22 protein-coding genes are annotated in these 23,384 nt (G+C 62.5%); 11 read left to right on the top strand and 11 right to left on the bottom strand.

The features are described 5' to 3' along the window. Position 1: 1 nt before the first annotated feature. From tam to NKI17_RS18275, 4 genes are all read left to right on the top strand, one after another. Entirely contained in the window at positions 2-772 is a 771-nt protein-coding gene (tam, locus tag NKI17_RS18290; RefSeq protein ID WP_352637259.1) for a trans-aconitate 2-methyltransferase, read from the top strand. Positions 773-886: 114 nt separating this feature from the next. Next, positions 887-1,222 carry a hypothetical protein gene (locus NKI17_RS18285; protein WP_023675887.1) on the top strand — a complete coding sequence of 112 codons (336 nt, stop codon included), beginning with the start codon at positions 887-889 and terminating at the stop codon, positions 1,220-1,222. A 121-nt stretch (positions 1,223-1,343) separates the two neighbouring features. Further along, entirely contained in the window at positions 1,344-2,465 is a 1,122-nt protein-coding gene (locus tag NKI17_RS18280) for a beta-ketoacyl-ACP synthase III (RefSeq protein ID WP_352827797.1), read from the top strand. A gap of 224 nt (positions 2,466-2,689) precedes the next feature. Further along, on the top strand, positions 2,690-3,307 hold the full coding sequence (locus tag NKI17_RS18275) for an MOSC domain-containing protein (protein WP_352465185.1): 618 nt from the start codon (positions 2,690-2,692) through the stop codon (positions 3,305-3,307). A 499-nt stretch (positions 3,308-3,806) separates the two neighbouring features. On the opposite strand, the gene NKI17_RS18270 is transcribed toward NKI17_RS18275, so the two are convergent. Then, on the bottom strand, positions 3,807-4,118 hold the full coding sequence (locus tag NKI17_RS18270) for a DUF2293 domain-containing protein (protein ID WP_023676798.1): 312 nt from the start codon (positions 4,116-4,118) through the stop codon (positions 3,807-3,809). After that, a complete protein-coding gene (gene tsaA, locus NKI17_RS18265) occupies positions 4,118-4,636 on the bottom strand; it encodes a tRNA (N6-threonylcarbamoyladenosine(37)-N6)-methyltransferase TrmO (RefSeq protein ID WP_352647374.1) in 519 nt (172 codons plus the stop codon). Before tsaA ends, NKI17_RS18270 begins: the two co-directional genes overlap by 1 nt. Positions 4,637-4,778: 142 nt before the next feature. Here tsaA and NKI17_RS18260 point away from each other — a divergent pair, with 142 nt between their 5' ends. The 4 genes from NKI17_RS18260 (at position 4,779) to NKI17_RS18245 (ending at position 8,428) form a co-directional block, all read left to right on the top strand. After that, on the top strand, positions 4,779-5,801 hold the full coding sequence (locus NKI17_RS18260) for an ArsR/SmtB family transcription factor (protein ID WP_023676796.1): 1,023 nt from the start codon (positions 4,779-4,781) through the stop codon (positions 5,799-5,801). After that, on the top strand, positions 5,801-6,718 hold the full coding sequence (gene metF / locus NKI17_RS18255) for a methylenetetrahydrofolate reductase [NAD(P)H] (RefSeq protein WP_352465184.1): 918 nt from the start codon (positions 5,801-5,803) through the stop codon (positions 6,716-6,718). The genes NKI17_RS18260 and metF overlap by 1 nt, the downstream gene beginning before the upstream one ends. A gap of 582 nt (positions 6,719-7,300) precedes the next feature. Further along, on the top strand, positions 7,301-7,738 hold the full coding sequence (locus tag NKI17_RS18250) for an antitoxin Xre/MbcA/ParS toxin-binding domain-containing protein (RefSeq protein ID WP_352749581.1): 438 nt from the start codon (positions 7,301-7,303) through the stop codon (positions 7,736-7,738). Further along, positions 7,739-8,428, top strand: coding sequence for an RES family NAD+ phosphorylase (locus tag NKI17_RS18245; RefSeq protein ID WP_352906481.1), 690 nt, complete (start codon positions 7,739-7,741; stop codon positions 8,426-8,428). Positions 8,429-8,539: 111 nt separating this feature from the next. Here the strand turns inward: NKI17_RS18245 and NKI17_RS18240 are convergent, their stop codons facing one another. Continuing rightward, positions 8,540-9,457: a DMT family transporter gene (locus tag NKI17_RS18240; protein WP_023676792.1), complete on the bottom strand. Its 918-nt coding sequence runs from the start codon at positions 9,455-9,457 to the stop codon at positions 8,540-8,542. A gap of 225 nt (positions 9,458-9,682) precedes the next feature. Here NKI17_RS18240 and NKI17_RS18235 point away from each other — a divergent pair, with 225 nt between their 5' ends. Next, complete coding sequence (locus NKI17_RS18235; protein ID WP_352906479.1) at positions 9,683-10,903, top strand: alanine racemase; 1,221 nt, start codon at positions 9,683-9,685, stop codon at positions 10,901-10,903. A gap of 133 nt (positions 10,904-11,036) precedes the next feature. Here NKI17_RS18235 and NKI17_RS18230 read toward each other — a convergent pair whose 3' ends face one another. After that, the gene (locus tag NKI17_RS18230) at positions 11,037-11,768 is read right to left on the bottom strand and encodes an SDR family oxidoreductase (RefSeq protein WP_023676790.1); all 732 of its coding nucleotides are present in this window, start codon (positions 11,766-11,768) and stop codon (positions 11,037-11,039) included. Between the two features lie 123 nt (positions 11,769-11,891). On the opposite strand from NKI17_RS18230, the gene NKI17_RS18225 reads away from it, so the two are divergent. Beyond that, positions 11,892-12,785, top strand: a complete 894-nt coding sequence (locus NKI17_RS18225; protein WP_352692058.1) for a LysR family transcriptional regulator — start codon at positions 11,892-11,894, stop codon at positions 12,783-12,785. Between the two features lie 92 nt (positions 12,786-12,877). Here NKI17_RS18225 and NKI17_RS18220 read toward each other — a convergent pair whose 3' ends face one another. Together NKI17_RS18220 and NKI17_RS18215 are read right to left on the bottom strand one after the other, a co-directional pair. Next, complete coding sequence (locus NKI17_RS18220; protein ID WP_352906477.1) at positions 12,878-14,050, bottom strand: lytic murein transglycosylase; 1,173 nt, start codon at positions 14,048-14,050, stop codon at positions 12,878-12,880. Between the two features lie 80 nt (positions 14,051-14,130). Continuing rightward, positions 14,131-14,928: a glycoside hydrolase family 25 protein gene (locus NKI17_RS18215; RefSeq protein WP_352906476.1), complete on the bottom strand. Its 798-nt coding sequence runs from the start codon at positions 14,926-14,928 to the stop codon at positions 14,131-14,133. A gap of 406 nt (positions 14,929-15,334) precedes the next feature. Between NKI17_RS18215 and NKI17_RS18210 the strand changes: the two genes are divergently transcribed. Further along, positions 15,335-16,714, top strand: a complete 1,380-nt coding sequence (locus NKI17_RS18210) for a serine hydrolase domain-containing protein (RefSeq protein WP_352906474.1) — start codon at positions 15,335-15,337, stop codon at positions 16,712-16,714. Between the two features lie 24 nt (positions 16,715-16,738). On the opposite strand, the gene NKI17_RS18205 is transcribed toward NKI17_RS18210, so the two are convergent. The 5 genes from NKI17_RS18205 to NKI17_RS18185 form a co-directional block, all read right to left on the bottom strand. Next, positions 16,739-17,047 carry a HigA family addiction module antitoxin gene (locus NKI17_RS18205; protein WP_352453138.1) on the bottom strand — a complete coding sequence of 103 codons (309 nt, stop codon included), beginning with the start codon at positions 17,045-17,047 and terminating at the stop codon, positions 16,739-16,741. A gap of 12 nt (positions 17,048-17,059) precedes the next feature. Continuing rightward, positions 17,060-17,356: a type II toxin-antitoxin system RelE/ParE family toxin gene (locus NKI17_RS18200; RefSeq protein ID WP_352456184.1), complete on the bottom strand. Its 297-nt coding sequence runs from the start codon at positions 17,354-17,356 to the stop codon at positions 17,060-17,062. Between the two features lie 136 nt (positions 17,357-17,492). After that, on the bottom strand, positions 17,493-18,158 hold the full coding sequence (locus NKI17_RS18195) for a class I SAM-dependent methyltransferase (RefSeq protein WP_352638507.1): 666 nt from the start codon (positions 18,156-18,158) through the stop codon (positions 17,493-17,495). Continuing rightward, entirely contained in the window at positions 18,155-19,402 is a 1,248-nt protein-coding gene (locus tag NKI17_RS18190) for a BtaA family protein (protein WP_023676782.1), read from the bottom strand. Before NKI17_RS18190 ends, NKI17_RS18195 begins: the two co-directional genes overlap by 4 nt. 82 nt (positions 19,403-19,484) lie before the next feature. After that, entirely contained in the window at positions 19,485-23,384 is a 3,900-nt protein-coding gene (locus NKI17_RS18185) for a hydantoinase B/oxoprolinase family protein (protein ID WP_352647385.1), read from the bottom strand.

Raw genomic sequence — 23,384 nt, 5'->3', positions numbered from 1 at the left:
GATGGCCGACTGGTCCGCCGCCCTCTACCTGAAATTCGAGGACGAGCGCACCCGCCCCGCGCGCGATCTCGTTGCGCAGGTGCCGGTGCCGGAACCACGCCGGGTGGTCGACATTGGCTGCGGGCCGGGCAATTCGACCGAATTGCTGGTCGAGCGCTGGCCGCAGGCGCAGATCAGCGGCTTCGATACCTCCCTCGACATGATCGAGAAGGCGAAGGCGCGCCTGCCCGGCGTCACCTTTGCCTTGGCGGATGCGGCGGCGTGGCAGCCGAACGAACCGGTCGACGTGATCTTTGCCAATGCGGTGTTTCAATGGCTGCCGGAGCATCCGGCGGTCTTCCAGCGGCTGATGGGATTTTTGGCGCCCGGCGGCGCGCTTGCCGTGCAGATGCCGGACAATATGGCCGAGCCTTCGCACCGGCTGATGCGGGAGACCGCGGCCGAGATGCCGTTTGCCGAAAAGCTCGAGCGCGCGGCCCGCGCGCCGCTGCCGCCGGTCGCGTTCTATTACGACCTTTTGTCGCCATTCTCGGATCGGCTCGATATCTGGCACACGATCTACAACCATCCGCTGGCCGATGCCGAGGCGATCGTCGAATGGGTGAAGTCGACGGGGCTGAAGCCGTTCCTCGATCCGCTCGACGAGAACGAGCGGCAGCTTTTCCTGAAGCGCTACACGGCCAGGATCAGCGAAGCCTATCCGAAAACGGCAAGCGGCAAGGTATTGCTGCGCTTTCCCCGTCTCTTCATCGTGGCGCGGCGTTCTGCTTAGAAGCTCTTAGCTACACCCAAAAACAGCCAGCAGCGGATGCTTGACCGGCTTTCGCCGTCATGCGCATCTCGCTGGGGCAGGGATAAGGCCCTTCATGGGCCATGGGGATGGATGATGACACTGAAAAAGATGGGTTTCGGCGGCAGCGTTTGTGCGGCCGCTGTGCTTGCCTTGTCTATATCGGCGGAGGCCAAGCGAGCGCGCTGCTTCACCAGCGACGACGGCTATTTCTCGTGCAGCTATCGGGCGCTGGACGATGCCGGCAGCTTTCGCATCTCGGCGCCGGGTTATCCGACCTACGTCCTGGAAATCGACGGACCGGGTTTTGCCTATGGCTATGTCAATCTCGGCCGCCGCAACGTGCCGCTGCCCGGGCAATTCGTGCGCAGCCGCGATGACGGTGCCTGCTGGAACAACCCGCAGACCAATACCAAGCTCTGCGCCTGGTAAAGACCCGTCCCAGGGACTTGATTTAAGCCGGCATAAACTGGCTAGGTGCAAAAGAGGTTGCGCCGAGCTTTTTGCGGCGTCGACATGAAGCCGCAACGCCTGCGCACGGGACGAACTGGAAATGCATCGCGTCATCATCAGCGGCATCGGCGTTGAAATCCCCGAAGCTTCGATCACCAATGAGGAACTCGTCGCCAGCTTCAACAGCTGGGTGGACATGGAGAACATCCGGCGCGAGGTGTCGGGCGAGCCGCTGGTACAGAAATCGGACAGTGCCTTCATCGTCCATGCCTCGGGCGTCCAGACCCGCCATGTCATCGAACGGGAAGGCATCCTCGACCCGACCCGCATGGCGCCGCGCTTCCCGGCGCGGCCCGACGATGCGCTGTCGCTGGAGGCCGAGTTCGGCATCGCTTCGGCCGGCAAGGCGCTCGATCATGCCGGGCTGAAGCCGGGGGATATCGACCTGGTGATCTGCTCGGCCTCGCACCATCAGCGGCCCTATCCGGCGATCGCCATCGAAATGCAGCAGGCGCTGGGGACGAAAGGCGCCGGCTTCGATATGGGGCTTGGCTGCTCTTCGGCAGCGGCGGCGTTGCACATCGCCGTCAATCTGGTGCGGGCAGGGGCGCACAAGCGCGTGCTGGTGACGACGCCGGAGATCATCACCGGGCATCTTAATTTTCGCGACCGGCAGACGCATTTCATCTTCGGCGACGCTTCCGTGTCGATGATCGTCGAAGGGCTTGCCCAGGGCGAGAAGCGGCCGGGGCGCTTCGAGGTGCTCGACACGCGCGCCTGGACGCAGATGTCGAACAGCATCCGCACCAATCTCGGTTACTATACCCGCGCCACCCAGGACGATCCGTATATGATCGATCTGGAAGGCAATCTGATCAAGCAGATCGGCAACAAGGTGTTCAAGGAAGTCACCGTTGCCGGCCACAAATTCATCGTCGAATTCCTGGCCGAGCACGGGCTGACGCCGCAAGCGATCCGGCGCTTCTGGCTGCATCAGGCCAATGCGCGGATGAACGCCATGATCCTGAAACTGTCGTTCGGCCATGACGTCGACCACGACCGCGCGCCGATGGTGCTGGAGCGCCTCGGCAACACCGCCGCCGCCGGTGCCATCATCGCCCTGTCGGAGAACCATGCCGACATGAAGGCCGGCGACTACGGCCTGCTCTGCGCCTTCGGCGCCGGCTACTCGATCGGCGGCGCGCTATTGCGCATGCTTTAGATTTTGTTTTACGCATGTCGTTGTCCCAAAACCGCTGCACACCCTCGGTTCAAGCCCGAGGGCATGCTTTTGGGCGACATGCATTAGCTCGGCGCGAACGGCACCAGCATCGGAACGCGCCTGGCATAGTCGCATCAGCCGTCTTGATCGGAGCATCAGCGCTTTCGACTGGACCTGATGAGCTGACCGCGGCTAATTGCGCGTATCACGCGAGGCACGAACCCATGCTGGATCTTTTTCCCGAAGCCGAAACTCCGGTCGAGATCGTCCCGTCGCGAAAACTCGCCGCCAGGGTGGCAGCGCTTTACCTCGCACCATTCGATCGTTTTGAGACACGAGCGGTGGATACGCTGCAACTCGGTTTCGACGGCATTGAAGGCGATTTCCATGCCGGCACGACGCGGCGCTCCGGCGGGCGGGAACCCTGGTATCCGCGCGGCACCGAGATGCGCAACGAGCGGCAATTGTCGATCGTGGCAGCGGACGAACTGGCAATCGTCGCCGAACGGATGGGCATCGCCGAGATCAAGCCGGAATGGATCGGCGCCAATCTCCTGATCGAAGGCCTGCCGCACCTCTCGATGCTGCCGACCGGCACGCAGCTGTTCTTCAAAGGCGGCGCGACCGTCAAGATCGACGCGCAGAACGGGCCTTGCCGGATCGCCGGCCGGTCGGTCGCCGAAAATGCCGGGATGCCCGACCATGAGGCCGGAGCGCTGCTGTTCCCGAAGGCGGCGAAGCGCTTGCGTGGGCTCGTCGCCTGGGTCGAGAAGCCCGGCACGATCGCGGCCGGCGAGGAGATTTCGGTACGCGTGCCGGAGCAGTGGATTTACCGGGCCTAGTTGTTTTCCAGGCAAGGCGGCATTGCCAGTCAAAGCCGCGTTCCTTCGTGCCCCCCTCTGTCCTGCCGGACATCTCCCCCACGAGGGGGGAGATTGGCCGTCATCTCGGCTTTCGCCAATCTCCAACGTTGCTGACCGAGCGAGGCGCCGAAGCTGCCAATCTCCCCCTCGTGGGGGGAGATGTGTCCGGCAGGACAGAGGGGGGCGCGAAGGAACGCGACCTCTAGTCACGGCGGATTTTGTTCTTGCTTTGTGCCGGCAGCTATGCTACTAATTTGGATATGGTGCTGATTCGCACCGACGACCCGCCCACCGAGGCGGGTTTTTTATTTCAGGCTTTGAAAGTTCCGATGTTGCCGACCTGAGGTCGGCGGGACAGCGCCCCTCTCTGTCCTGCCGGACATCTCCCCCACTTGGGGGGAGATTGGCCGTCACCTCTCGATTTCGCCAATCACAACGGTGAAGCGCCGCAGAACTCGACGCGTGTGCCTGCCATTCTCTACGCCTCATCCTCATCGTCGAGCAGCCGGGTGGCGCGCCAGCGGGTGAGCACGATGTTGGTCTGTTCGATGACGAAGAAGCGCGCGGAATCGCGGTCATAGCCTTCGGCCAGCAGCTTTTCGTAGTCGGTGTGGGCGTGGCGAATATGCGCAATCGTCGCCAGCCATACGGCAATGCTCGGCGGCAAGCTCTTCATGTGCACGGCGCCGGCATCGGCACGGATATTTTCCATGTCGGCATAAGGCGCCAGCGGCAGCAGCGCTGTCAGCGCCTTGGCGATGGCGCGGCGGCGGCCGGTCGGCGCGCTCATCACTCTACCGGCCCTGGCTCGTCCCGCCCGGCGATGGTCGCATCGGCAAAGGCATCGGTCGAGGCGAAATAAGGCTTGATGTCGATGACCGGCGTGCCGTCGAGCACGTCGATGGCATCGAGATCGAGGCGGCCGGTGTCGATGTCGACGGCAACCAGCCCGGCGACATGCAGCCCAATTGGGTTCGGCCGGGCAGGGGAGCGCAGCGAAAAGACGCCTTTTGGCTCCGTGGCATGGCGGGGTTTCTGGACAATCAGTTGCCGCGGCGCATGGTGCAGCCAGGACAGGATGATGACGTGGCTAGCGCGTTCCAGCCCAAGCAGGCCGTCCCGATAGAGCGGATCGATCGTGAGAACCGCCGGCTGTCCCATCTCCCGCGCTGCCTTCATGTTCTTGGGGCAGGTCTCCCGCGTGATCCAAGGCGAAGCGATGCGGCCGATGAAGACGACATGGCCATCCGGCGGCATCGTTGCCGGGTCGGTTTCCAGGAGCTTTTCGCCGCTGCGCGTTTCGAACATGGTTCTCGCCCCGATCATGCGTCCGTTTTTGCGCGATCCGCCACGCATGCGTCATTTTCTTGTCCGGAAGCGACATAGCGCTTGCAAGCCTATCCAAACCGACATAAACATATGTTTATATCTTTTCAAAGAGAATGCTCGCATGCATGTCGCTCTCGACACGATGGTAGATACATTGAAGGCGGCGGCGGAATCCAGCCGGCTGCGCATATTGGCGCTGCTGTCGCGCGGCGATCTGACCGTTTCAGATCTCACCGAAATCCTCGGCCAGTCGCAGCCGCGCGTCTCGCGCCATTTGAAATTGCTGCTGGAGGCAGGGCTGATCGGCCGCTACCAGGAGGGCTCGTGGGCGTTCTTCCGGTTATCGGATTCCGACGCGTCGCGCGATTTCGTGCTCAGGCTGGTCTCCGGCATCCGCGGCGCCGATCCGCAGGTCGAGCGTGATCTCGAACGGCTGGCCGCAGTCAAGCGCAAGCGGCAGGACCGGGCTGCCGAATATTTCTCGGTAAACGCCGCAAGCTGGGACCATATCCGCTCGCTGCATGTGCCGGATCGCGCCGTCGAAGCAGCTCTCATCAAGCTCGTCGGCAAGCGGCCGTTCCAGTCGATGCTCGATCTCGGCACCGGCACCGGACGGCTGCTCGAGATCTTTTCGCCGCTCTATCGGCGCGGTGTCGGCATCGACATGTCGCGCGAGATGCTGACGGTGGCGCGCGCCAATCTCGACAAGGCCGGCGTTTCGAATGCGCAAGTGCGCCAGGGCGACATTTTTGCGCCACCGGTCGAACGCGACGCCTTTGATCTCGTTACCATCCATCAGGTGCTGCATTATCTCGACGATCCCGCCCGCGCCATCCGCGAGGCGGCGCGTCTGTTGCGCCCGGCCGGCCGGCTGGTGATCGTCGATTTCGCGCCGCACGCGCTGGAGTTCTTGCGCGAGGAGCACGCGCATATGCGTCTCGGCTTTTCCGACCGGCAAATTGGCGACTGGTTTTCCGAGGCCGGCCTCGACCTTGAGGACAGCCAGGAATTCGAGCCGCGCGGCGGCAACGAGGCCAAGCTCACCGTCAAACTCTGGCTCGGCCGCGATCGGCGCATGCTGATTGCCGAGCCTTCCAACGACAGACAACCGGCCAATGCGTATCCGATAGGGGAAACCGCCTGATGAACCAGTTCCGCTTCTCCCGCCGCCCCGACATCGGCGACAAGGTCAGGGTTTCGTTCGAGTTCTTTCCGCCGAAAAACGATGAGATGGAAGCAAGGCTGTGGGACACGGTCACCCGGCTTGAGCCGCTCAAGCCGAAATTCGTCTCGGTCACCTATGGCGCCGGTGGTTCGACCCGCGAGCGGACGGCCCGCACCGTCAAGCGCATCCTCAATGAAACGACGTTGACGCCGGCGGCGCACATGACCTGTGTCGATGCGGCGCGTCACGAGGTCGATGCGGTGATCCGGGAGTTCGCCGATATGGGCGTCAAGCGTTTCGTCGCTCTGCGCGGCGATCCGGCCGAGGGCGTCGGCGCGGCTTACCGGCCGCATCCGGAAGGCTATGCCAATGGCGCCGAACTGGTTGATGCGCTGAAGGGCGCCGGCGATTTCGACATATCGGTCTCGGCCTATCCGGAAAAACATCCGGAAAGTCCGGATTTCGCCACCGACTTCGACATGCTGAAGCGCAAGGCCGACAATGGCGCGACGCGGGCGATCACCCAGTTCTTCTTCGACAACGATCTCTATGAGCGCTATGTCGAGCGGGCACGGCGGGCCGGCATCTACATACCGATCGTGCCGGGTATATTGCCGGTGCACAATTTCACCCAGGTCGCCAACTTCTCGGCGCGGTGCGGCGCCTTGGTGCCGGCATGGCTGGCCGAGCGTTTCGATGGGCTGCACAACGATCCGCAAACGCATGCGCTGGTGGCATCTGCCGTGGCCGCCGAGCAGGTGCTGGACCTTGTCGAGCGCGGCGTCGGCGATTTCCACTTCTACACGATGAACCGGGCCGATCTGGTCTTCGCCATCTGCCACATGATCGGCATCAGGTCGCACGAAGTCGAGGCGGCGGGATCCGCCGCGGCGTAAGGCGGCAAGCTCCTTTTTGAAATGTCAAAGATCGGGGAAATGCAAAAGGCCGGGCAAAATGCCCGGCCTTTTCAATGGTTTGGAATATTCGGTGCTGGTCTTCCCCCGCTCAGCGGCCTTATGGAAGGACGCCCATAATGAGGGCGCCGATGAATGCAAACGCAGCACAAATCATCAATGCGTTGATCGGCCTCGTCAGTCCCATGTCATAGCCTCCTCTTAAAGAGCTATGGCGAGAGTCTAGGGTCATTTGTGCCACAGGCAAGCAGAAACTTTGCTGCAATGCGACGAGATTGTGGAATTTGCGACCTGCCGTTTGCCGTTAGGCATTGAAACTCTTTGTCAAAAGCCGGCCCGGGACCTGTGAATAATTTGTGGCAAAGCCGTGGCAGTAGCGCGAATGGCAGCGCTACCGCGGCAGAAATCGGAATCGATTTTCGAAACGACTGAAGGTTCGACGCGTCGAAGCATCCTTTGCGCATCCAACCGGATGCTGCACGCTATACGAATGCGGTGGGCAATAGCCGGACTTGAATTTCTGCCAATTGGCAGTATATTGCCTGCCAAGTGATGGAGGTCGGAATGAGTGTCGCTTATGCGGTTCGCGATCCTGCAAATCAGGCTTTGCCGGCAAATCTGGCGGATGCCTCGGCACGGGCGCGGATCACGCCAGCTGCTGTTGCCGGCATCGTCAGGCTCGCAGACATCTGGCATCTGACCAGCACCGAGATCTGTACCTTGATCGGCGACGTGTCGGAGAGAACCTGGTTCCGCATGAAGAAAGGCGAGTGGGAGGGCGTTCTCTCCCAGGATTCGCTGACACGCATCAGCGCCCTGATCGGCATCTTCAAGGGACTGCGGCTTCTGTTCTCCGAAGCGCTTGCCGATGAATGGGTGCGGTTGCCGAACAAAGGGCCTCTCTATGGTGGCCGGCGCCCCCTGGACGTAATGATCGAGGGCGGCATTCCGAAGCTGCTGCAGGTTCGCCAACATATCGACGCTTTGCGCGGTGGACTTTGAATGCAGATCCCGCCGCGCGCTGACATTTCCCAGCGCGATACGATCCGGCTCATTTCAACAGGCAGGCTCAAGGAACCGGTCCTGATGCCGTTGGCCAGGAATCATGGAGATTTGGAGGACCTTGCGGAACTCGAAGGAGCCACCAGCGGCCGTCTTCAGGCGCAGCAAGGGGGATTGCCCGACCTCGATCCGCGCGAACTGGTTTTCGGGAGGCCGGGCTACACCTTCGTCAATGCGGCGTTCGCTTACACCCGTCCGGGCGGCAATCGTTTCAACGATGATGCCAGGGGCGTCTGGTACTGTGGGTTCGATGCAGAAACCGCGCTCGGCGAGGTCTCTTTTCATCTGACGCGCGAGCTTGCCGCGATCGAACGGTTCGAAAACGTCACCGACTACGCGGAGCTCGTTGCCGACTTCATAGGCTCGTTTCACGATCTGCGCGGTGCTGAGTTCAGCAAGGACCCGGTGCTCGATCCGGATACTGTCTTAGCCTATCCTGCCGGTCAGGCGCTGGCGAAGCAACTCCGCAAGCAAGACGCCGCGACCGGTCTTGTGTATCCTTCCGTGAGACATGTTGGCGGGACCTGCCTTGCCGCCTTCCTTCCCGATCTCGTTCAGAATCTCCGGCAAGGCGGTATCTGGCGTCTGGAATGGCAGGGTTCATCTGTTCCCGCGATCACGCCCATATAGCGCCATCTCTAAAGCGCGTCGCGTTCGACCGGCCTCGTGCGACGCGCTTTAGGTTCTTGTTCTATGCATGTCGTTATCGCAAAACCGCTGCACACCTTTGCGCGACATGCATTAGCGCCGCCCGAACAGGCGACCATCGATGGTGACGAGGCCGAGCGCGATCAGCGCCATGCCGCCCAATTCGAACAGTTCGAGCCGCTCGCCCAGGAACAGGAAACCGAGCAGAATGGCACTGGCCGGCACGATGAGCGTGACCAGCGAGGCGTTGGTGGCGCCGGTCGAGGCGACGAGATTGAAATAGAGGATGTAGGCGAAGGCCGTCGACAGCAGCGCCAGTGCCAGCACCGCCGCCCAGACCGGCGGCGAGGCCGAAAACAGATTGGCGGCATCATAGGTGAACAGAACGACCGGGATCATGATGATGGTCGAGCAGGTCAATTGTCCGGCGGCAATGACCGGTGACGGCACACCCTTGAAGCGGCGGGCGATCATCAGCGCAACCGCATAGGATAGCGATGCTCCGATGAGCGCGAATTTCGCCCAGACCGGACCGCCGAGCCCGGCGACGAGGCCGGGGCCGATCATCACCGCCGTTCCCGCGATACCGAGGGCGATGCCGGCAAGCTTGTTCCACGACAGCTTTTCGTCCCTGGTCAGGGCGTTGGCGAGGATCAGCGTCCAGAACGGCGTCGTCGAATTGAGCACCGAGGCGACACCGGCGCCAAGCTCGGTCTGGCCGGCAAAGATCAGCGAGAAAGGGATGACATTGTTGGCGAGCGCCAGCAGGAAGAACAGGCCGGCATGCGGCAAGGCGAGGCGAAACGACGGGCCACGGACCGCAAGATAGAGCTGCAACGCGATCGCAGCTATGGTGACGCGGAACAGCACCAGCACCAGCGGCGGAAGTTCCGCTACCGCAATACGGGCAAAGAAGAACGAGCCGCCCCAGATGGCGCCGAGCAGCAGAAGCTGCGCCCAGTCCTTGAGCACCATCGGACCGCGCATCGTGGTGGTGGCAGCTATCGCCATTGGTCGTCCTCCCAGACGAGATGCCTTGCTCTTCAGGCGTCTGTTCACGCCATACCCGATCCGGCCGCAAGGGCCACCCGAAACCTGAGCGATGGCCTAGCTCGCTCATAACCGGCGTGCAGCACCGGCGTACCGCCGCGAAGCCAGGGCGGCGAGACATAGAATTGTTTTCATTAGCCGCTAGCTTGGATTAATTGTGCGCAGCCTCAGTCAAGGGATTCGTCCATGCAGCGATTCGAAAATGCCCGCGAGGCAGCGCTGGCGCTTCGCCCGGACGATCCGATCTATTGCTTCCGCCCGCAGGTGCTGAAGGCGGACGCCAAACAGTTCATGGGCATGTTTCCCGGCAAGACCGCCTATGCGGTCAAGACCAATGGCGAGCGGATCGTGCTCAACGCCCTGGTCGAGGCCGGCGTCAGTGCCTTCGATGTGGCCTCGCCCGGCGAATTCGCCGCCGTGCGCGCCGTCTCGCCGGGCGCCGAGATGCTCTACATGCACCCGGTGAAGGCGCAGTCGGACATCAGGCTGGCGCTGGAGAAATACGCCATTCGCGTCATTTCGCTCGACCATGAGGACGAGATCACCAAGCTGACCAGGGTGGTGCGGGCTCTCGACATCGATCCGGGCGCCATCACCGTGTTCGTGCGCATCCAGACGAAAGGCTCGGCGGCCTACGAACTGTCGAAGAAGTTCGGCGCCGGACCGGCCAATGCGGTCGAACTGGCCGAACGGCTGAACCGGACGGGCTACAAGGTCGGGCTGTGCTTTCACGTCGGCAGCCAGATAGAGGATCCCGACACCTATGAGCGGGCGCTGGCCTCCGCCGACTGGGTGCGCAACCGCGTCGGTTTCGACATTGCCGGGCTCGATGTCGGCGGCGGCTTTCCGGCCGAATACGGTCATGATCCGAACAGCCGCAAGCCGGAAATGCCGTCGCTCGGCCAGATCATGTCGCGGCTGTCGGGCGACCTCCAGGAGTACCAGTTCGACCAGATGCCGCTGGTGGCCGAGCCGGGCCGGGTGATCGTGGCGCGCTGCCTGTCGCTGATCGTGCGCGTGCTGCTGCGCAAGGGCAAAAGGCTCTACATCAATGACGGCATCTGGGCGTCGCTGTCGGATTCATGGACCGGCAAGATCACGCTGCCGGCGCGCTTCATCCCCGATCCGGCGATCCGCTCGCGCAATGGCGAGGACAAGACCATCGTGCCGTTCAAGGTCTGCGGCGCGACCTGCGATTCCGTCGATATATTGTCGCGGCCGTTCTGGCTGCCCGAAACCGTCGATACCGGCGATTGGATCGAGATCGGCCATATCGGCGCCTATTCGCTGTCGCTCCGAACACGGTTCAACGGCTTCTATCCCGACACTTTCGTCGAGGTGGTAACGCCATTCGACGAAGGCGACGCGCCGCAGGGGTTCGCCAGCCTGGAGACGATGGCGGATTAGTTAATGGTGGAATAGTGAATAGTGAATAGTGAATAGTGAATAGTGAATAGAAGTAGTTCTTGCGTTCCGTCCCGCTCCCGTGAATCGTCACCATTCACCATTCACCATTCACCATTCACCATTCACCATTCAGTCAGGCCACGCCGCCGCCGGCCTGGATATTCTCGCCGGTAAGCCAGCGAGCCTCGTCCGAGGCCAGGAAAACCGCGACATCGGCGACGTCGCGCGGTGCTCCGATCCGGCCGAAGGGCGACATGCCGGCGGCCACGGCCCGGTCCCGTTCGGGAAGCAGGTCGGTGTCGGTGAAGCCTGGTGAAAGCGCATTCACGGTAACGGAGCGCGGGCCGAGTTCGCGCGAGAGGACGCGGACGAACTGCTCGACGGCTCCCTTGCTGCCGAGATAGAGCGCCGTCTGCGTGAAGAACATCCTGGTTCCGCCGGTGGAGACGGCAATGATGCGGCCTCCGTCGCGAACGCGGCGCGCCGCTTCCTGAAGCGTGAAGAAGGTGCCCTTGGCATTGGCGCCGAACACATTATCGAAGTCCGCTTCGGTGGCCTCGACGAGCGGCTTTATGACAGCGACGCCGACATTGGCGACGACGGTGTCAATCGGCCCCATCTGTCTTTCGGTTTCGTCGAACAGCCTGCGAATGTCGGGAATGCTGGAGACGTCCGCCTGGATGGCGACGGCTTTTCCGCCAATCCCTTCAATGGCGGCAACCACTTCCCTGGCTGCTTTCTCGTTGCCCACATAGTTGACGACCACGGCAGCACCCTTGGCCGCGAGCCCCTCGGCGATGGCGCGCCCGATGCCGCGCGAGCTGCCGGTCACAAGTGCGGTTTTGCCTTCGAGTGGACGATGCATGGCTGTTCCTTCCGTCTGATTACGGCCGCCTCGATCGAGCGGCGTTCCAGGGAAACCTATGGGCATGCTATTGCTCAGAGAATAGCCTATTATCTTACTGACTTGTTAAGCCTGGGGTACATAATGCGCGGAACCGAGTTTTCCGAACTCACGGCATTTGCAGCAATCATCGAAGAGGGCAGCTTCGTCCGCGCCGCGGCCAAGCTCAGGATTTCGCCTCCAGCACTCAGCCAGACGATACGCGGACTGGAAGAGCGTCTCGGTGTCCGCCTGCTCAACCGCACCACGCGCAGCATGTCGCCGACGGCTGAGGGCGAGAAGCTGTTTGCCCGCATCGCACCGGCGTTCAGCGAACTGGAAGGGGCCGTCGCCGACGCGCATGCATCACGCGGCCGGCCGGCAGGCTCGCTGCGCATCAATGTTCCGCGCATTGCCGCCACGCGTTTCATCGCGCCGATCCTCGGCGATTTCCGCCGCGCCTATCCCGATATCGCCCTCACAATCATTGTCGACGACATGCTCACCGACATCGTCGAGGGCCGCTTCGATGCCGGAATCAGATTGGGTGAGCGGCTGCACAAGGACATGGTGGCGGTGAAACTCAGCGAGGAACTCGAGATGGCCGCAGTGGCGGCGCCGAGCTATCTGGAGCATCACCCGATACCGCGTCACCCCGCGGACCTTCATCACCACCAGTGCATCAATTTCCAGTGGCCGAGCGGCGGCAATATCTACCGGTGGGAGTTCGCCCGAGGCCAACGTGCTTTGGAAGTGGCCGTCAGCGGCGGCCTGACGGTCAACGATACGGAACTGATGATCGGGGCGGTTCTGGATGGGGTCGGCGTGGCGTACATGCTGGAATATCAGGTCCGGCCATGGATCGAAGCGGGAAAGCTCGTCCGCTTTCTCGACGCCTGGTCGCCGAGATTTCCGGGTTTTTATCTATATCACGCGAGTTCCCGCCAGGTTCCGGCGCCGTTGCGAGCGTTCATCGATTTCCTGCTTGCCAGGCGGTGATGTGAATAGTGAATAGTGAATAGTGAATAGTGGTAGCTCTGGTGCTCAATGCGGCGCCGGTGCCATTCTTTTCACCATTCACCATTCACCATTCACAGCCTGGCCAGCAGCTCCGGCGTCGGCCAGCCGTCGACCGGCAGGCCCAGCCGCTTCTGCTCCTTGCGGATGGCTTCGCGGGTGTTGGTGCCCAGTATGCCGTCGACGGTGCCGACGTCATAGCCTTTCGCCTCGAGCTTGGTCTGCAGCGCCTTCATCTGGTCGCCGTTGAGGCCGGGTTCGGGGTTGCGCGGATCGAATCGCGGCGCGCCCCCCAGCCGGGCGGCAAGATTTGCCGCGGTCAGGGCATAGGTGAAGGACTGGTTCCACTCGAGATAGACGTCGAAATTGTCGTAGGTCAGGAAGGCTGGCCCCTTGCGACCCATGGGCAGCGCCAGGCCGGCCTTCAGGCCGTTGTCGAGAAGCGGCGTACCGTCGGGCCTGGTAACGCCCCACTGGCTCCATTGCGTCAACGGCAGCTTGTTGGTGCGTCCCGTCTGCTCCCACGGCAAATCGTCGGCCACACGGACTTCCTCGATCCAGGGCTGGTCGCGCTTCCAGCCGCGCGACTGGATCTTGCTGGCCGTGCTCATGATCACGTCAGGCGCGCTGCCGCGCAGGTCGACCAAGCCATCGCCGTCGCCGTCGACGCCGTGGCCGAGATAGTCGGAAGGCAACATCTGCGTCTGGCCGATCTCGCCGGCCCAGGCACCGGTGACGTCGGCCGGCACCACGCCGCGATCGATCAACATCAGCAGCGGGACGATCTGCGGCCGGAACAGCTGCGGGCGGCGGCAGTCATGCGAGAGGCTCACCAGCGCGTTCAGCGTATGAAAATCGCCCTGCACGGCGCCAAAATCGGTTTCCAGGGCCCAGAAAGCGGCGATGACCGGCGCCTGCACGCCGTATTCGCGATCCGCGCGGGCAAAGACCTCGGCATATTTTTGCAGATTGGCCGCACCTTGCTTCAGCCGATGCGACGAGATCATGCGGTTCGAGAATTCGATGAAGGTCTGGGTGAAGACGCCCTGGGCGCGGTCGCGTGCCAGCGCCTTCTCATCGAGGGTGGCTTTTTCCAGCGCATCAAGGCCGGCAGCGCCGACGCCGGCCGCCCTAGCTTCCGCCGCCACGCCCTGCTTCCATGCCTCGAAATCACCGCCGCATTGCTGTGCCGCGGCCGGCACGGCGCTCAGGAGCAGCGCCGCGAGAATTCCAAAGCGCGATCGCATCGCCATCCTTCCGAGAAGATTACCAGCGGTTGCGGGCATCCGTCATTGGCTGTGTCGAAAAGCAGGCGGCAGGCCTGGTGTCAACGGGTGTTCTGCCGCAACCACTTCTTCCACGCGGCTTCGGAGCCGTTGAAGACGCTGATGTCGGCGTTTCCGGTCATGCCCGGCACGACGCCCGTTCCGGTATACTGCCAGAAGGTGAAGGGATGGCTGCCGTATTTCTGGCGCGGGTGCCCGGCGACGGAGCGCAGCCAGTAGGGGTAGCCGCGGAAACCCGATAAACCATTATCTTCGAAGAAGTCGACCGACGTGTAGATGATCGGCTTCTTGCCGTAGTGTTTTTCGACGATTTCGAGGAATGTGCTCATCTCGCTGCGTACCGTGGCGGCATCTGGCCGCAGCTTGCAGGTCGGCGATTTCGGGTTCCATTCCATGTCGAGAACCGGCGGCATCGCCGAACCGTCTTTGGGCACGTTCTGGATGAACCAGCGCGCCTGGGTAGCGGCCGGCGTGCAAAAGTAGAAAAAATGATAGGCGGCACGGGGGATGCCCGAGGCCCTGGTGCGGCTCCAATGCTCGTTGAAAGCTTCATCGAAACGGTCTCCGCCTTCGGTTGCCTTGATAAAGGCGAAGGAGATGCCGCTGGCCCTGGCCGCCGGCCAGTTGATCGATGTCTGGTATTTGGAGACGTCGGTACCGTGGACGGCATAGCTCCACGGTGCGCCGCTATCCCATTCATGCGGGTCGGAATCGGCAAAACGCGGCGCGCGTACCGCAACCGTCGGGGCGCTGGACGACGACAGCGATGGCGTCAGATCCTCGACCGTCGAGCAGGCGCCAAGCAGCATCAGCGTGATGAGGACCGCGAAACGGCGCATCGCTACTTCCCGAGCCGGTTTCAGCCGGCCGCTGATGGGTCTTTCCGCGGGTGCCCCCTCGACCGGGCGCAGCGTGTCTGAAACCGACTTACGCGACGCGCCTGGATCTTCGTTTCATGCATTCCCAAACCGTTATGCAGTTTTGGGACGCATGCATTCAAGCCCCGCCGGACGGTCACCCCACAGGATCGCCCGGTCTGTCCTAAGCGCGTCGCTTCGACGCGCTTAGCTCTTTTGTCTATGCATGTCGTTGTCCCAAAACCGCTGCGCACTTCTGGGCGACATTCACCTGTGATCGCCGATCATGGTTGATATTCGGTTGACGGCGCTCGACAAGAGCCGCGATTTTGCCGAAACAATGGCGGCAAATCGATGACATAGATCGAGCGCGCCCGGGGGAACTCAAATGCAGATCCTTTTGAAGTTCGTCAAATGGCTGCTCGGCTTGGCTGTGCTGGCCGCCGCGGTACTCGCCGGCTGGCTGTATTTTGCGCCGCCGGAACTGATCCGCGTCGGTTCCGGCTATGCGGCTAAGATCGTCTGTTCGAACGTCTTCATCGCCGGGCGAGACGCCGACGATGTGCTTGCCGTCGATGTGCAGGCGCCGGGTCACCCGCTGCTGAAGCTGATGAGAGTGTCGGTCGACAAGGAGAAGGGAACGGTTTCGGCCGGCCTGTTCGGTGTGCTCGGCAAAAGTGTCGCGGTTGCGCGCGACGGGCTGGGCTGCGCCTCGGTTCCCGACGGCGATATTGCCGCCGCCAAGGCTGTCGCCGGAGCTGCACCGACGCCGGCGCCGCTGCCCGATCTGATCTGGCCGGAGGGCGACAAGGCCGATGCCTCGCAGGATCCCGAGGTCGCGAAAGTCCTCGACGATCCAGCAATGACCGGCGCCGGCATGCGGGCCGTCGTGGTGGTCAAGAACGGCCGCATCGTCGCTGAGCGTTATGGCGACGGCTTTTCCGAAAAGACGCCGCTATTGGGCTGGTCAATGACCAAGACCGTAAATGCGGCGATCGTCGGCACGCTGGTGAAGGACGGCAAGCTGGCGATGACCAACCAGCGGCTGTTCGGACCCTGGCAAGCAGATGGCCGTGCCGTGATCAGCCTCGCCGACATGATGGCGATGTCGAGCGGGCTGGAATTCAACGAGGATTACGGCGACGTCGCCGATGTGACGCGCATGCTCTACCTCGAACCGGACATGGCCGGCTTTGCCGGATCCAAGCCGCTGACCGGCGAGATCGGCAAGGTGTTTTCCTATTCGAGCGGCACGGCGGTGATGCTGTCCAGGCTGTGGCAGGACGCAATCGGCGACAAGGACAAGGCACTGGCGTGGCCGAGGACCGCGCTGTTCGATCCGCTCGGCATGCAGAGCGCTGTGCTTGAGGCCGACGAGCACGGCACCTTCGTCGGCTCGTCCTATCTCTATGCCACGGCATGCGACTGGGCGCGCTTCGGCCAGTTCCTGCTGCAGGGCGGCGTCTGGAACGGCCAGGAGATCCTGCCCGCCGGCTTCGTCGACTGGATGCGGGAACCGGCAACTGCTTCGAAAGTCTACGGCAAGGGGCAATTATGGATAGAAGGACCGGGCGACGAAGAAAACCCCGGCGCCGGCACTGCCGCCGGCCTGCCCAAGGACACCTATTGGATGGAGGGGCATGATGGGCAAACGGTTGCCATCATCCCCTCGGAGCAGCTGGTTGTGGTGCGGCTCGGGCTGACGCCGGCCAGGCTCGGCTATCGGCCGCAGGCGATGGTGGCGGCGCTGATCAAGGCGCTGCACTGAGGAATGCGGCGGTCGCAGTCTTGTCTATGCGGCTGTCGCCAAAGGCTTGGCGCGATCAACACGCGCCCGCTCGTCGGGTGAGTTCATAACCGTCCAAAGATCATTACGGCGCTGGACGTTCAACCAGAAATCCGGGCTGTTGCCAAACACCCGCGCCAGAATGAGCGCGGTAGCCGCCGTCACGTTGCGGCGGCCGTTGCACAATTCGTTCACATGCTTGCGCTGGACGCTCATAGCTTCGGCCAAAGCCGCCTGTGTCAGGCCGAGTGGTTGCATGAATTCTTCCGTAAGAATTTCGCCAACCGTTGCCGGCTTGCGTGCGGTCATCAACATGTCTCACCTCACTTATATATAACTGTGGTCGTCGAGATAGATGTCCGACGCCTCGCCCCGGCCCCCGTCCCAGCGGAAGACCAGCCGCCATTGTTTGTTGACACGGATCGAATGGAAACCTTCGAGATTGCCGCGCAACTTCTCGAAATGGTTGCTGGGCGGCACACGCAAATCCTGATCGATCGCCGCGTCGTCAATCATCTGGAGCTTGCGGAACAAGCGGCTTTCGAGATCGGACGGAATATTGCGGGAGTGGGTGTCGTCCACGAAGAAAGCCCGCAGCCATCCATCTCTAAATCCGATGATCATCCCATGCTTCCGGCGAGGAGATAATGTACCACTCCTTGGGTCACATGGCAATGTGTGATTTAGCCAAATTAACTGATTTCAGCCACGGCCCCCATTTAGGATTGGAGCCCCAAAACCTTCCACGCCAAAATTGATATTAGATGGCGATCTTGATCACGGCGAGCCAGCTGTAGCCGCGATAAAGTGTTCTGAATCGAAGGCTTGCACCAACTCTCGCAGATTCCGATTCCAGAACGTCGCGCAGGGCTTCACGCGGCTGGACATGGAATTTTCTCAACCAGCCGCGCAGCAGCGTGCGGAACCAGCCGGGCAGGGCCTCCTGCTGGCCGAAATCGACGACGTGCAGCGAGCCGCCCGGTGACAGGGCAGCAAGAGCCGCGAACACTGTCTTCTCCCAGCCGGGAATCATCGACAGCGAATACGAGACAAAAATGCGGTCGAAACTTTTGACGCCGAACAGTGCTTTCGCGTCGAAATCCGTGGCGTCGCCGCGCGCCAGCGTGACGCGGCCGGAGAGGCCTTCGCGCGCGAGGGCGGCAGTGGCCGTCTCCAGCATCTCGGCCGAAATATCGAGGCCGAAGAAGCGCGCGCCGGGATAGCGGCGGGCGGCGAGGATGATGTTGCGGCCGGTGCCGCAGCCGAGCTCGAGCACGGTGCCGCCGGCCGGCACATCCAGTCCGGCGATAAGCCGGTCGCGGCCCAGCAAATAATATTTGCGGGTCAGGTCGTAGATATGACGCTGCCAGCGGTAGACGCCGTCCATCAGTTCGGCATGGCTGGCCGGCAAGTCGGTCGTGCTCATGCGGACCGCTTCACATAGAGATGGAAGCCGCCATAGATGGCCGAGCGGTCGCGCGCCGAAAACTCGCGCGAGGCGTCGTTCTCGTAGCGCCACTGATCGAGCAGCGAATTCGAGACGCGGCCGGGCAGCAGGCTGGGTTCCGCTGCGGTGCGGAAGATGACGCGGGCGCCGGTGGAGGCGGTTCGGGTGATCTCGGCCCACAACTCGTTGAGCTGGTCGTCGGTCATCCAGTCCTGTGCATCGAGCAGCACGAAGCGATCCACCGAGCCGGCATCCTTGCGGGCAAGGAACTCGATCAGATTGGCGTGGTGGATGGCAACGCGATCGACATTGTTGCGGATCGTCTTGTAGTTGCGCTTTTCGAGATAGGCGGGCAGGGCGGCCTCGCCCGGATCAGGGTAGCGGCGGGCGAAAGCCTGCCAGGCGAAATAATTGGTCTTCAGCGGAAAATCGCAGGCGAGCTTTTCCAGTCGTGCCTTCAGCACGCTGGCCATGGTGCCGTCACCCGAGGTGATCAGCGAATCGTACTGGGCCGGCGGAATGCCGAGGCCGAACAGCGAAGCCTTTCGCGAGGTCGCCCATTTCAGCAGCGGTTTTTCGAAGACCGGCGCCAGCTCTTCGTCGAAGAAGCGGCGCTGATCGGCGATGGTCTTGGCGTCCATGATTCCGGCCGGGTCGACGCCGAAGAATTTTGCGGTGCGATGGCCGATCGCAATGAACAGGCCAAGCAGGCCGGTCTGGTAGAAATTGCGGTCGAAGACGGCGATGCGGCGACGGCCGCGCCAGTTGCGGCGCTCCCAATAATGGCGGCTGACCGGGTCGAGATGCGGTGCGATGAAGCGATCGTAGGCCTGTGAATTGTGCCCGGTCTCAGCCGCGCCGAAGAAACGGAACAGGTCGCCCTGCGACGGCAGGTGACGGACGGCTTCGAGCTTCATGCGGTTCAGCGCGATATGGGCAGCGTTGAGGTCGACGGCATCGATCCTTTCCGGCGAGCGGGTGAGATAGGCAAGGATGTTACAGCCGCCGGAGGCAATGGTGACGATGCGGTGGCCCGTCCCGAGCTGCATCGCGTCCATGTCGATTTCGGGGTCTTCCCAGATCTGCGGATAGACGAGGCCGGAGAACAGGAAGGCGAACAGGCGCTCGGAGATGCCGGCTTTCGACAGCGGGCGGTTCTGGTAGACGGCCTTGCCGACTTCCTTGCCGCGGCGAAAAACCAGGTCCCCAGAAATGTCCGTCATGGCAAGGCGATTCCCCGTTTGCTTTGCCGCAAGCGGGTAGCGCAGGGTGATGACAGGCCAGTGACAGCCTGTTGACGCGAGTTCAGGCCTTGCCAAATCCACCTGGGGTCGGCGTCGTCACGATGACCGCCTCGCCAGCGTCGAGGATGGTCTGATCGCAGGCTTTCAGCGTCTCGATCGCGCCGGTCTTGCGGCGGACCTTGGTCGAACCGGCCTCGCCATCGCCGCCTCCGTCCAGTCCCCGCGGCGGGCGGTTGCGATGCGAGGACAGGATCGCGCATTCCATTTTTTCGAGGAAGCGGATGGTGCGCCCGGTGCCGTCGCCGGCATTCCATTTGCCTTCGCCGCCGGAGCCTTCGCGGATATGAAAATCCTCGAGCAATACCGGGAAACGCAGTTCCAGCACTTCCGGATCGGTCAGGCGCGAATTGGTCATATGGGTGTGGACGCCGGAGGTGCCGGCAAAACCGCGGCCGTCGTTCATCCGGCCAGCCGGCGAGCCCGAGCAGATCGTCTCGTAATACTGGTACTGCTTGTTGCCGAAGGTGAGATTGTTCATCGTGCCTTGCGCATTGGCCATCGCGCCCATGGCGCCGAACAGCGCGTTGGTGACGTGCTGCGAGGTCTCGACGTTACCGGCGACGACTGCCGCGGGATAGGCGGGCTTCAGCATCGAGCCGTCGGGAATGACGATGTTGATCGGCCGCAGACATCCGGCATTCATCGGGATGTTGTCTTCGACCATGACGCGGAAGGCATAAAGCACAGCGGCTCGGGCGACTGGCTCTGGCGCATTGAAATTGTTCTTCATCACCGGCGACGTTCCGGTGAAGTCGACGGTCGCTTCGCGCTTCCGCCGGTCGACCGATATCTTCACCTTGATCATTTGGCCGGTGTCGGTCGGATATTCGTATTCGGAACTGTCGGGCAGCCGCTCCAGAACGCGGCGCACGCTTTCGGCGGCATTGTCCTGGACATGGCCCATATAGGCTTCGACGACATCGAGGCCGAAATGCGCGACCATCTTGCGCAGCTCGGCGACGCCCTTTTCGTTCGCGGCGATCTGCGCCTTGAGGTCGGAGATGTTCTGGTGCGGATTGCGCGCCGGGTAGGGGTGGTTGGTGAGTAGCGTCTCCAGGTCCTTCTCGCGGAACCGGCCGCGATCGACGATGCGGAAATTATCGAACAGCACGCCTTCCTCGTCGACGGTTGTGGCAAGCGGCGTCATCGAGCCGGGCGCGGTGCCGCCGATGTCGGCATGATGGCCACGCGAGGCGACGTAGAAGAGGATCTCCTCCCCCCTCGAGGGGGAGGTGGCGGCGAAGCCGCCGGAGGGGGTCGTTGCGGCAGTGCTCGACGCATTTGTGGTGCCTTCTGCGAGGACCCCACCCGGCCGCTTCGCGGCCACCCTCCCCTCAAGGGGGAGGGAAAACACCGGCGTCACCACTGTGATATCAGGCAGATGGGTGCCGCCATTGTAAGGTGCGTTCAGCGCAAAGACGTCGCCGGGGTGAATGTCGCCGGAATTGAGCCGGATGATGGTCTCCACCGAGCGGTCCATCGAGCCGAGATGCACCGGCATATGCGGTGCGTTGGCGACCAGCGCGCCATTCCGGTCGAAGACGGCGCAGGAGAAATCGAGCCGCTCCTTGATGTTGACGGAATAGGCAGTGTTTTGCAGCGTTACGCCCATCTGTTCGGCGATCGACATGAACAGGTTGTTGAAGACCTCCAGCATCACCGGATCGGCTTCGGTGCCGAGTGCGGCCTGTCGGCGCTTCTTCTCGACGCGCCGCATCAATACGTGGTCCTTGGCGGTGATCTCGGCCTGCCAGCCCGGCTCGACGATAATGGTCTGGTTCGGCTCGATGATCAAAGCAGGGCCGGCGATCTTGTTACCAGGCTTCAGCGTTTCGCGAGGGAAGATGCCGGCGTCGCGCCAGACGCCGTCGACAAAGATTTTCCGGTTCCCGGAAGGACTTGCGGCCATGTCTTCAACAACTGAATCGCTTTCGTCGCGGCCGGTGCCGCCGGTATCGGTACCCTCGACGCCGACCGATTCGACGATCATCGGCTTGTCGTCGTAGACGAAACCGAACTGCGCCTTGTGCGCCAGTTCGAAGTCCGCCTTGGCCTGCGCAATCGAGCCGTGCCCGAAGTTCACAGGCAGCGCGGTATCGGTGCCGTCGTAGCGGATCTGCAGCACCGGTCTCGAGGCGACCGCGTCTTCGCTGATGCCTTGCGCGGCGAGTTCGTCGATGACGGCTTTGCGCAGCGTTGCGATGAGTTCATCGATCGCTGGCCCGGAATTGTCCGCCAGCGGCTTCAGCAGCGCCTGCTGGCGTGACGCAAATACAGAGGATAGGCCGATGCCGTATGCCGAGAGCAGGCCTGAGAAGGGATGGATCAGCACCGCCTCCATGCCGAGCGCATCGGCGACCAGGCAAGCGTGCTGGCCGCCGGCGCCGCCGAAGCAGTTCAGGAGGTATTCGGTGACATCGTAGCCGCGCTGCACCGAAATCTTCTTGATGGCGTTGGCCATGTTTTCGACGGCGATGGTGATGAACCCTTCGGCGACGGTTTCCGGCGAGCGGCCGTCGCCGATCTCGGCGGCAAGTGCGGTGAATTTTTCGCGAACCGTCTGGACGTCGAGCGGTTCGTCCTGGCCCGGTCCAAAAATAGCCGGGAAGAACTCGGGCTGCAGCTTGCCCAGCATGACATTGGCGTCAGTGACGGCCAACGGGCCGCCGCGCCTATAGGCGGCCGGGCCGGGATTGGCGCCGGCCGAATCCGGCCCGGCGCGAAAGCGGCCGGCCTCGTAATGGAGGATCGAGCCGCCGCCTGCAGCAACGGTGTGGATGCGCATCATCGGCGCGCGGATGCGCACGCCGGCGACCTCGGTGTCGAAGGCGCGCTCGTAGTCACCATCGTAATGGGCGACATCGGTGGAGGTGCCGCCCATGTCGAAGCCTATGACTTTGCCGAAACCGGCGAGTTTTGCCGTCTCGACCATGCCGACGACACCGCCGGCCGGGCCGGACAACAGCGCATCCTTGCCCTGGAACATGTCGGCGGCGGTAAGGCCGCCCGACGACATCATGAACATGAGGCGAGGAGATTGGCCGATCTCCCCCCTTGTGGGGGAGATGCCCGGCAGGGCAGAGGGGGGCGCCGTAGGGTGCTTTGTGTCATGATTGGCGTCACTAAGATGCTGAGATGCTGGCGGGACAGCGCCCCCCTCTGTCGGCTTCGCCGACATCTCCCCCACGAGGGGGAAGATTGGAGCCACGCCCAGCTCACCGGCAACCCTTTGCACATACCTTGCCAGGATCGGCGACAGATAGGCGTCGACCACGGTGGTGTCGCCGCGGCCGACCAGCTTGATCAGCGGCGAGACCTCGTGACTGACCGAGACCTGCGAAAATCCGAGTTTTCTGCAGACCTTCGCAACTGCCTTTTCGTGATCGGGATGTTTCCAGGCATGCATGAAGACGATCGCGACCGCATCGATGCCATCCGCCTTGGCTTGCTCAATAGCCGGGCGTACCGAAGCAATGTCGAGCAGGCGCTCGACACTGCCGTCGGCGCGAATCCTTTCGTCGATCTCGACGACACGCTCATAGAGCTGTTCGGGAAGGATGATCTGCTTGGCAAAGATATCGGGCCTGGCCTGATAGGCAATCCTCAGCGCATCGCGGAAGCCTTTGGTGATGAGCAGCAGCACACGGTCGCCCTTGCGCTCGAGAAGGGCATTGGTGGCAACCGTGGTGCCCATCTTGACATCGCCGATCAGAGCGGAGGGGATTGGAGCGCCGGGTTGGACGCCGAGCAAATCGCGAATGCCCTGGATGGCAGCGTCGGCATAGGCTTCGGGATTTTCCGAAAGGAGTTTCCTTGGATGCAGCCCGCCTTGCGGGTCACGGCCGATGACATCGGTGAAGGTGCCGCCACGGTCGATCCAGAAATCCCATTTTGCAGTCAC

The organism is Mesorhizobium sp. M0816, assembly GCF_040320005.1.
GTDB lineage: Bacteria > Pseudomonadota > Alphaproteobacteria > Rhizobiales > Rhizobiaceae > Mesorhizobium.
Note: the sequence above shows the minus strand (reverse complement) of the source record. Positions and strands in the feature narration are given on the sequence as shown.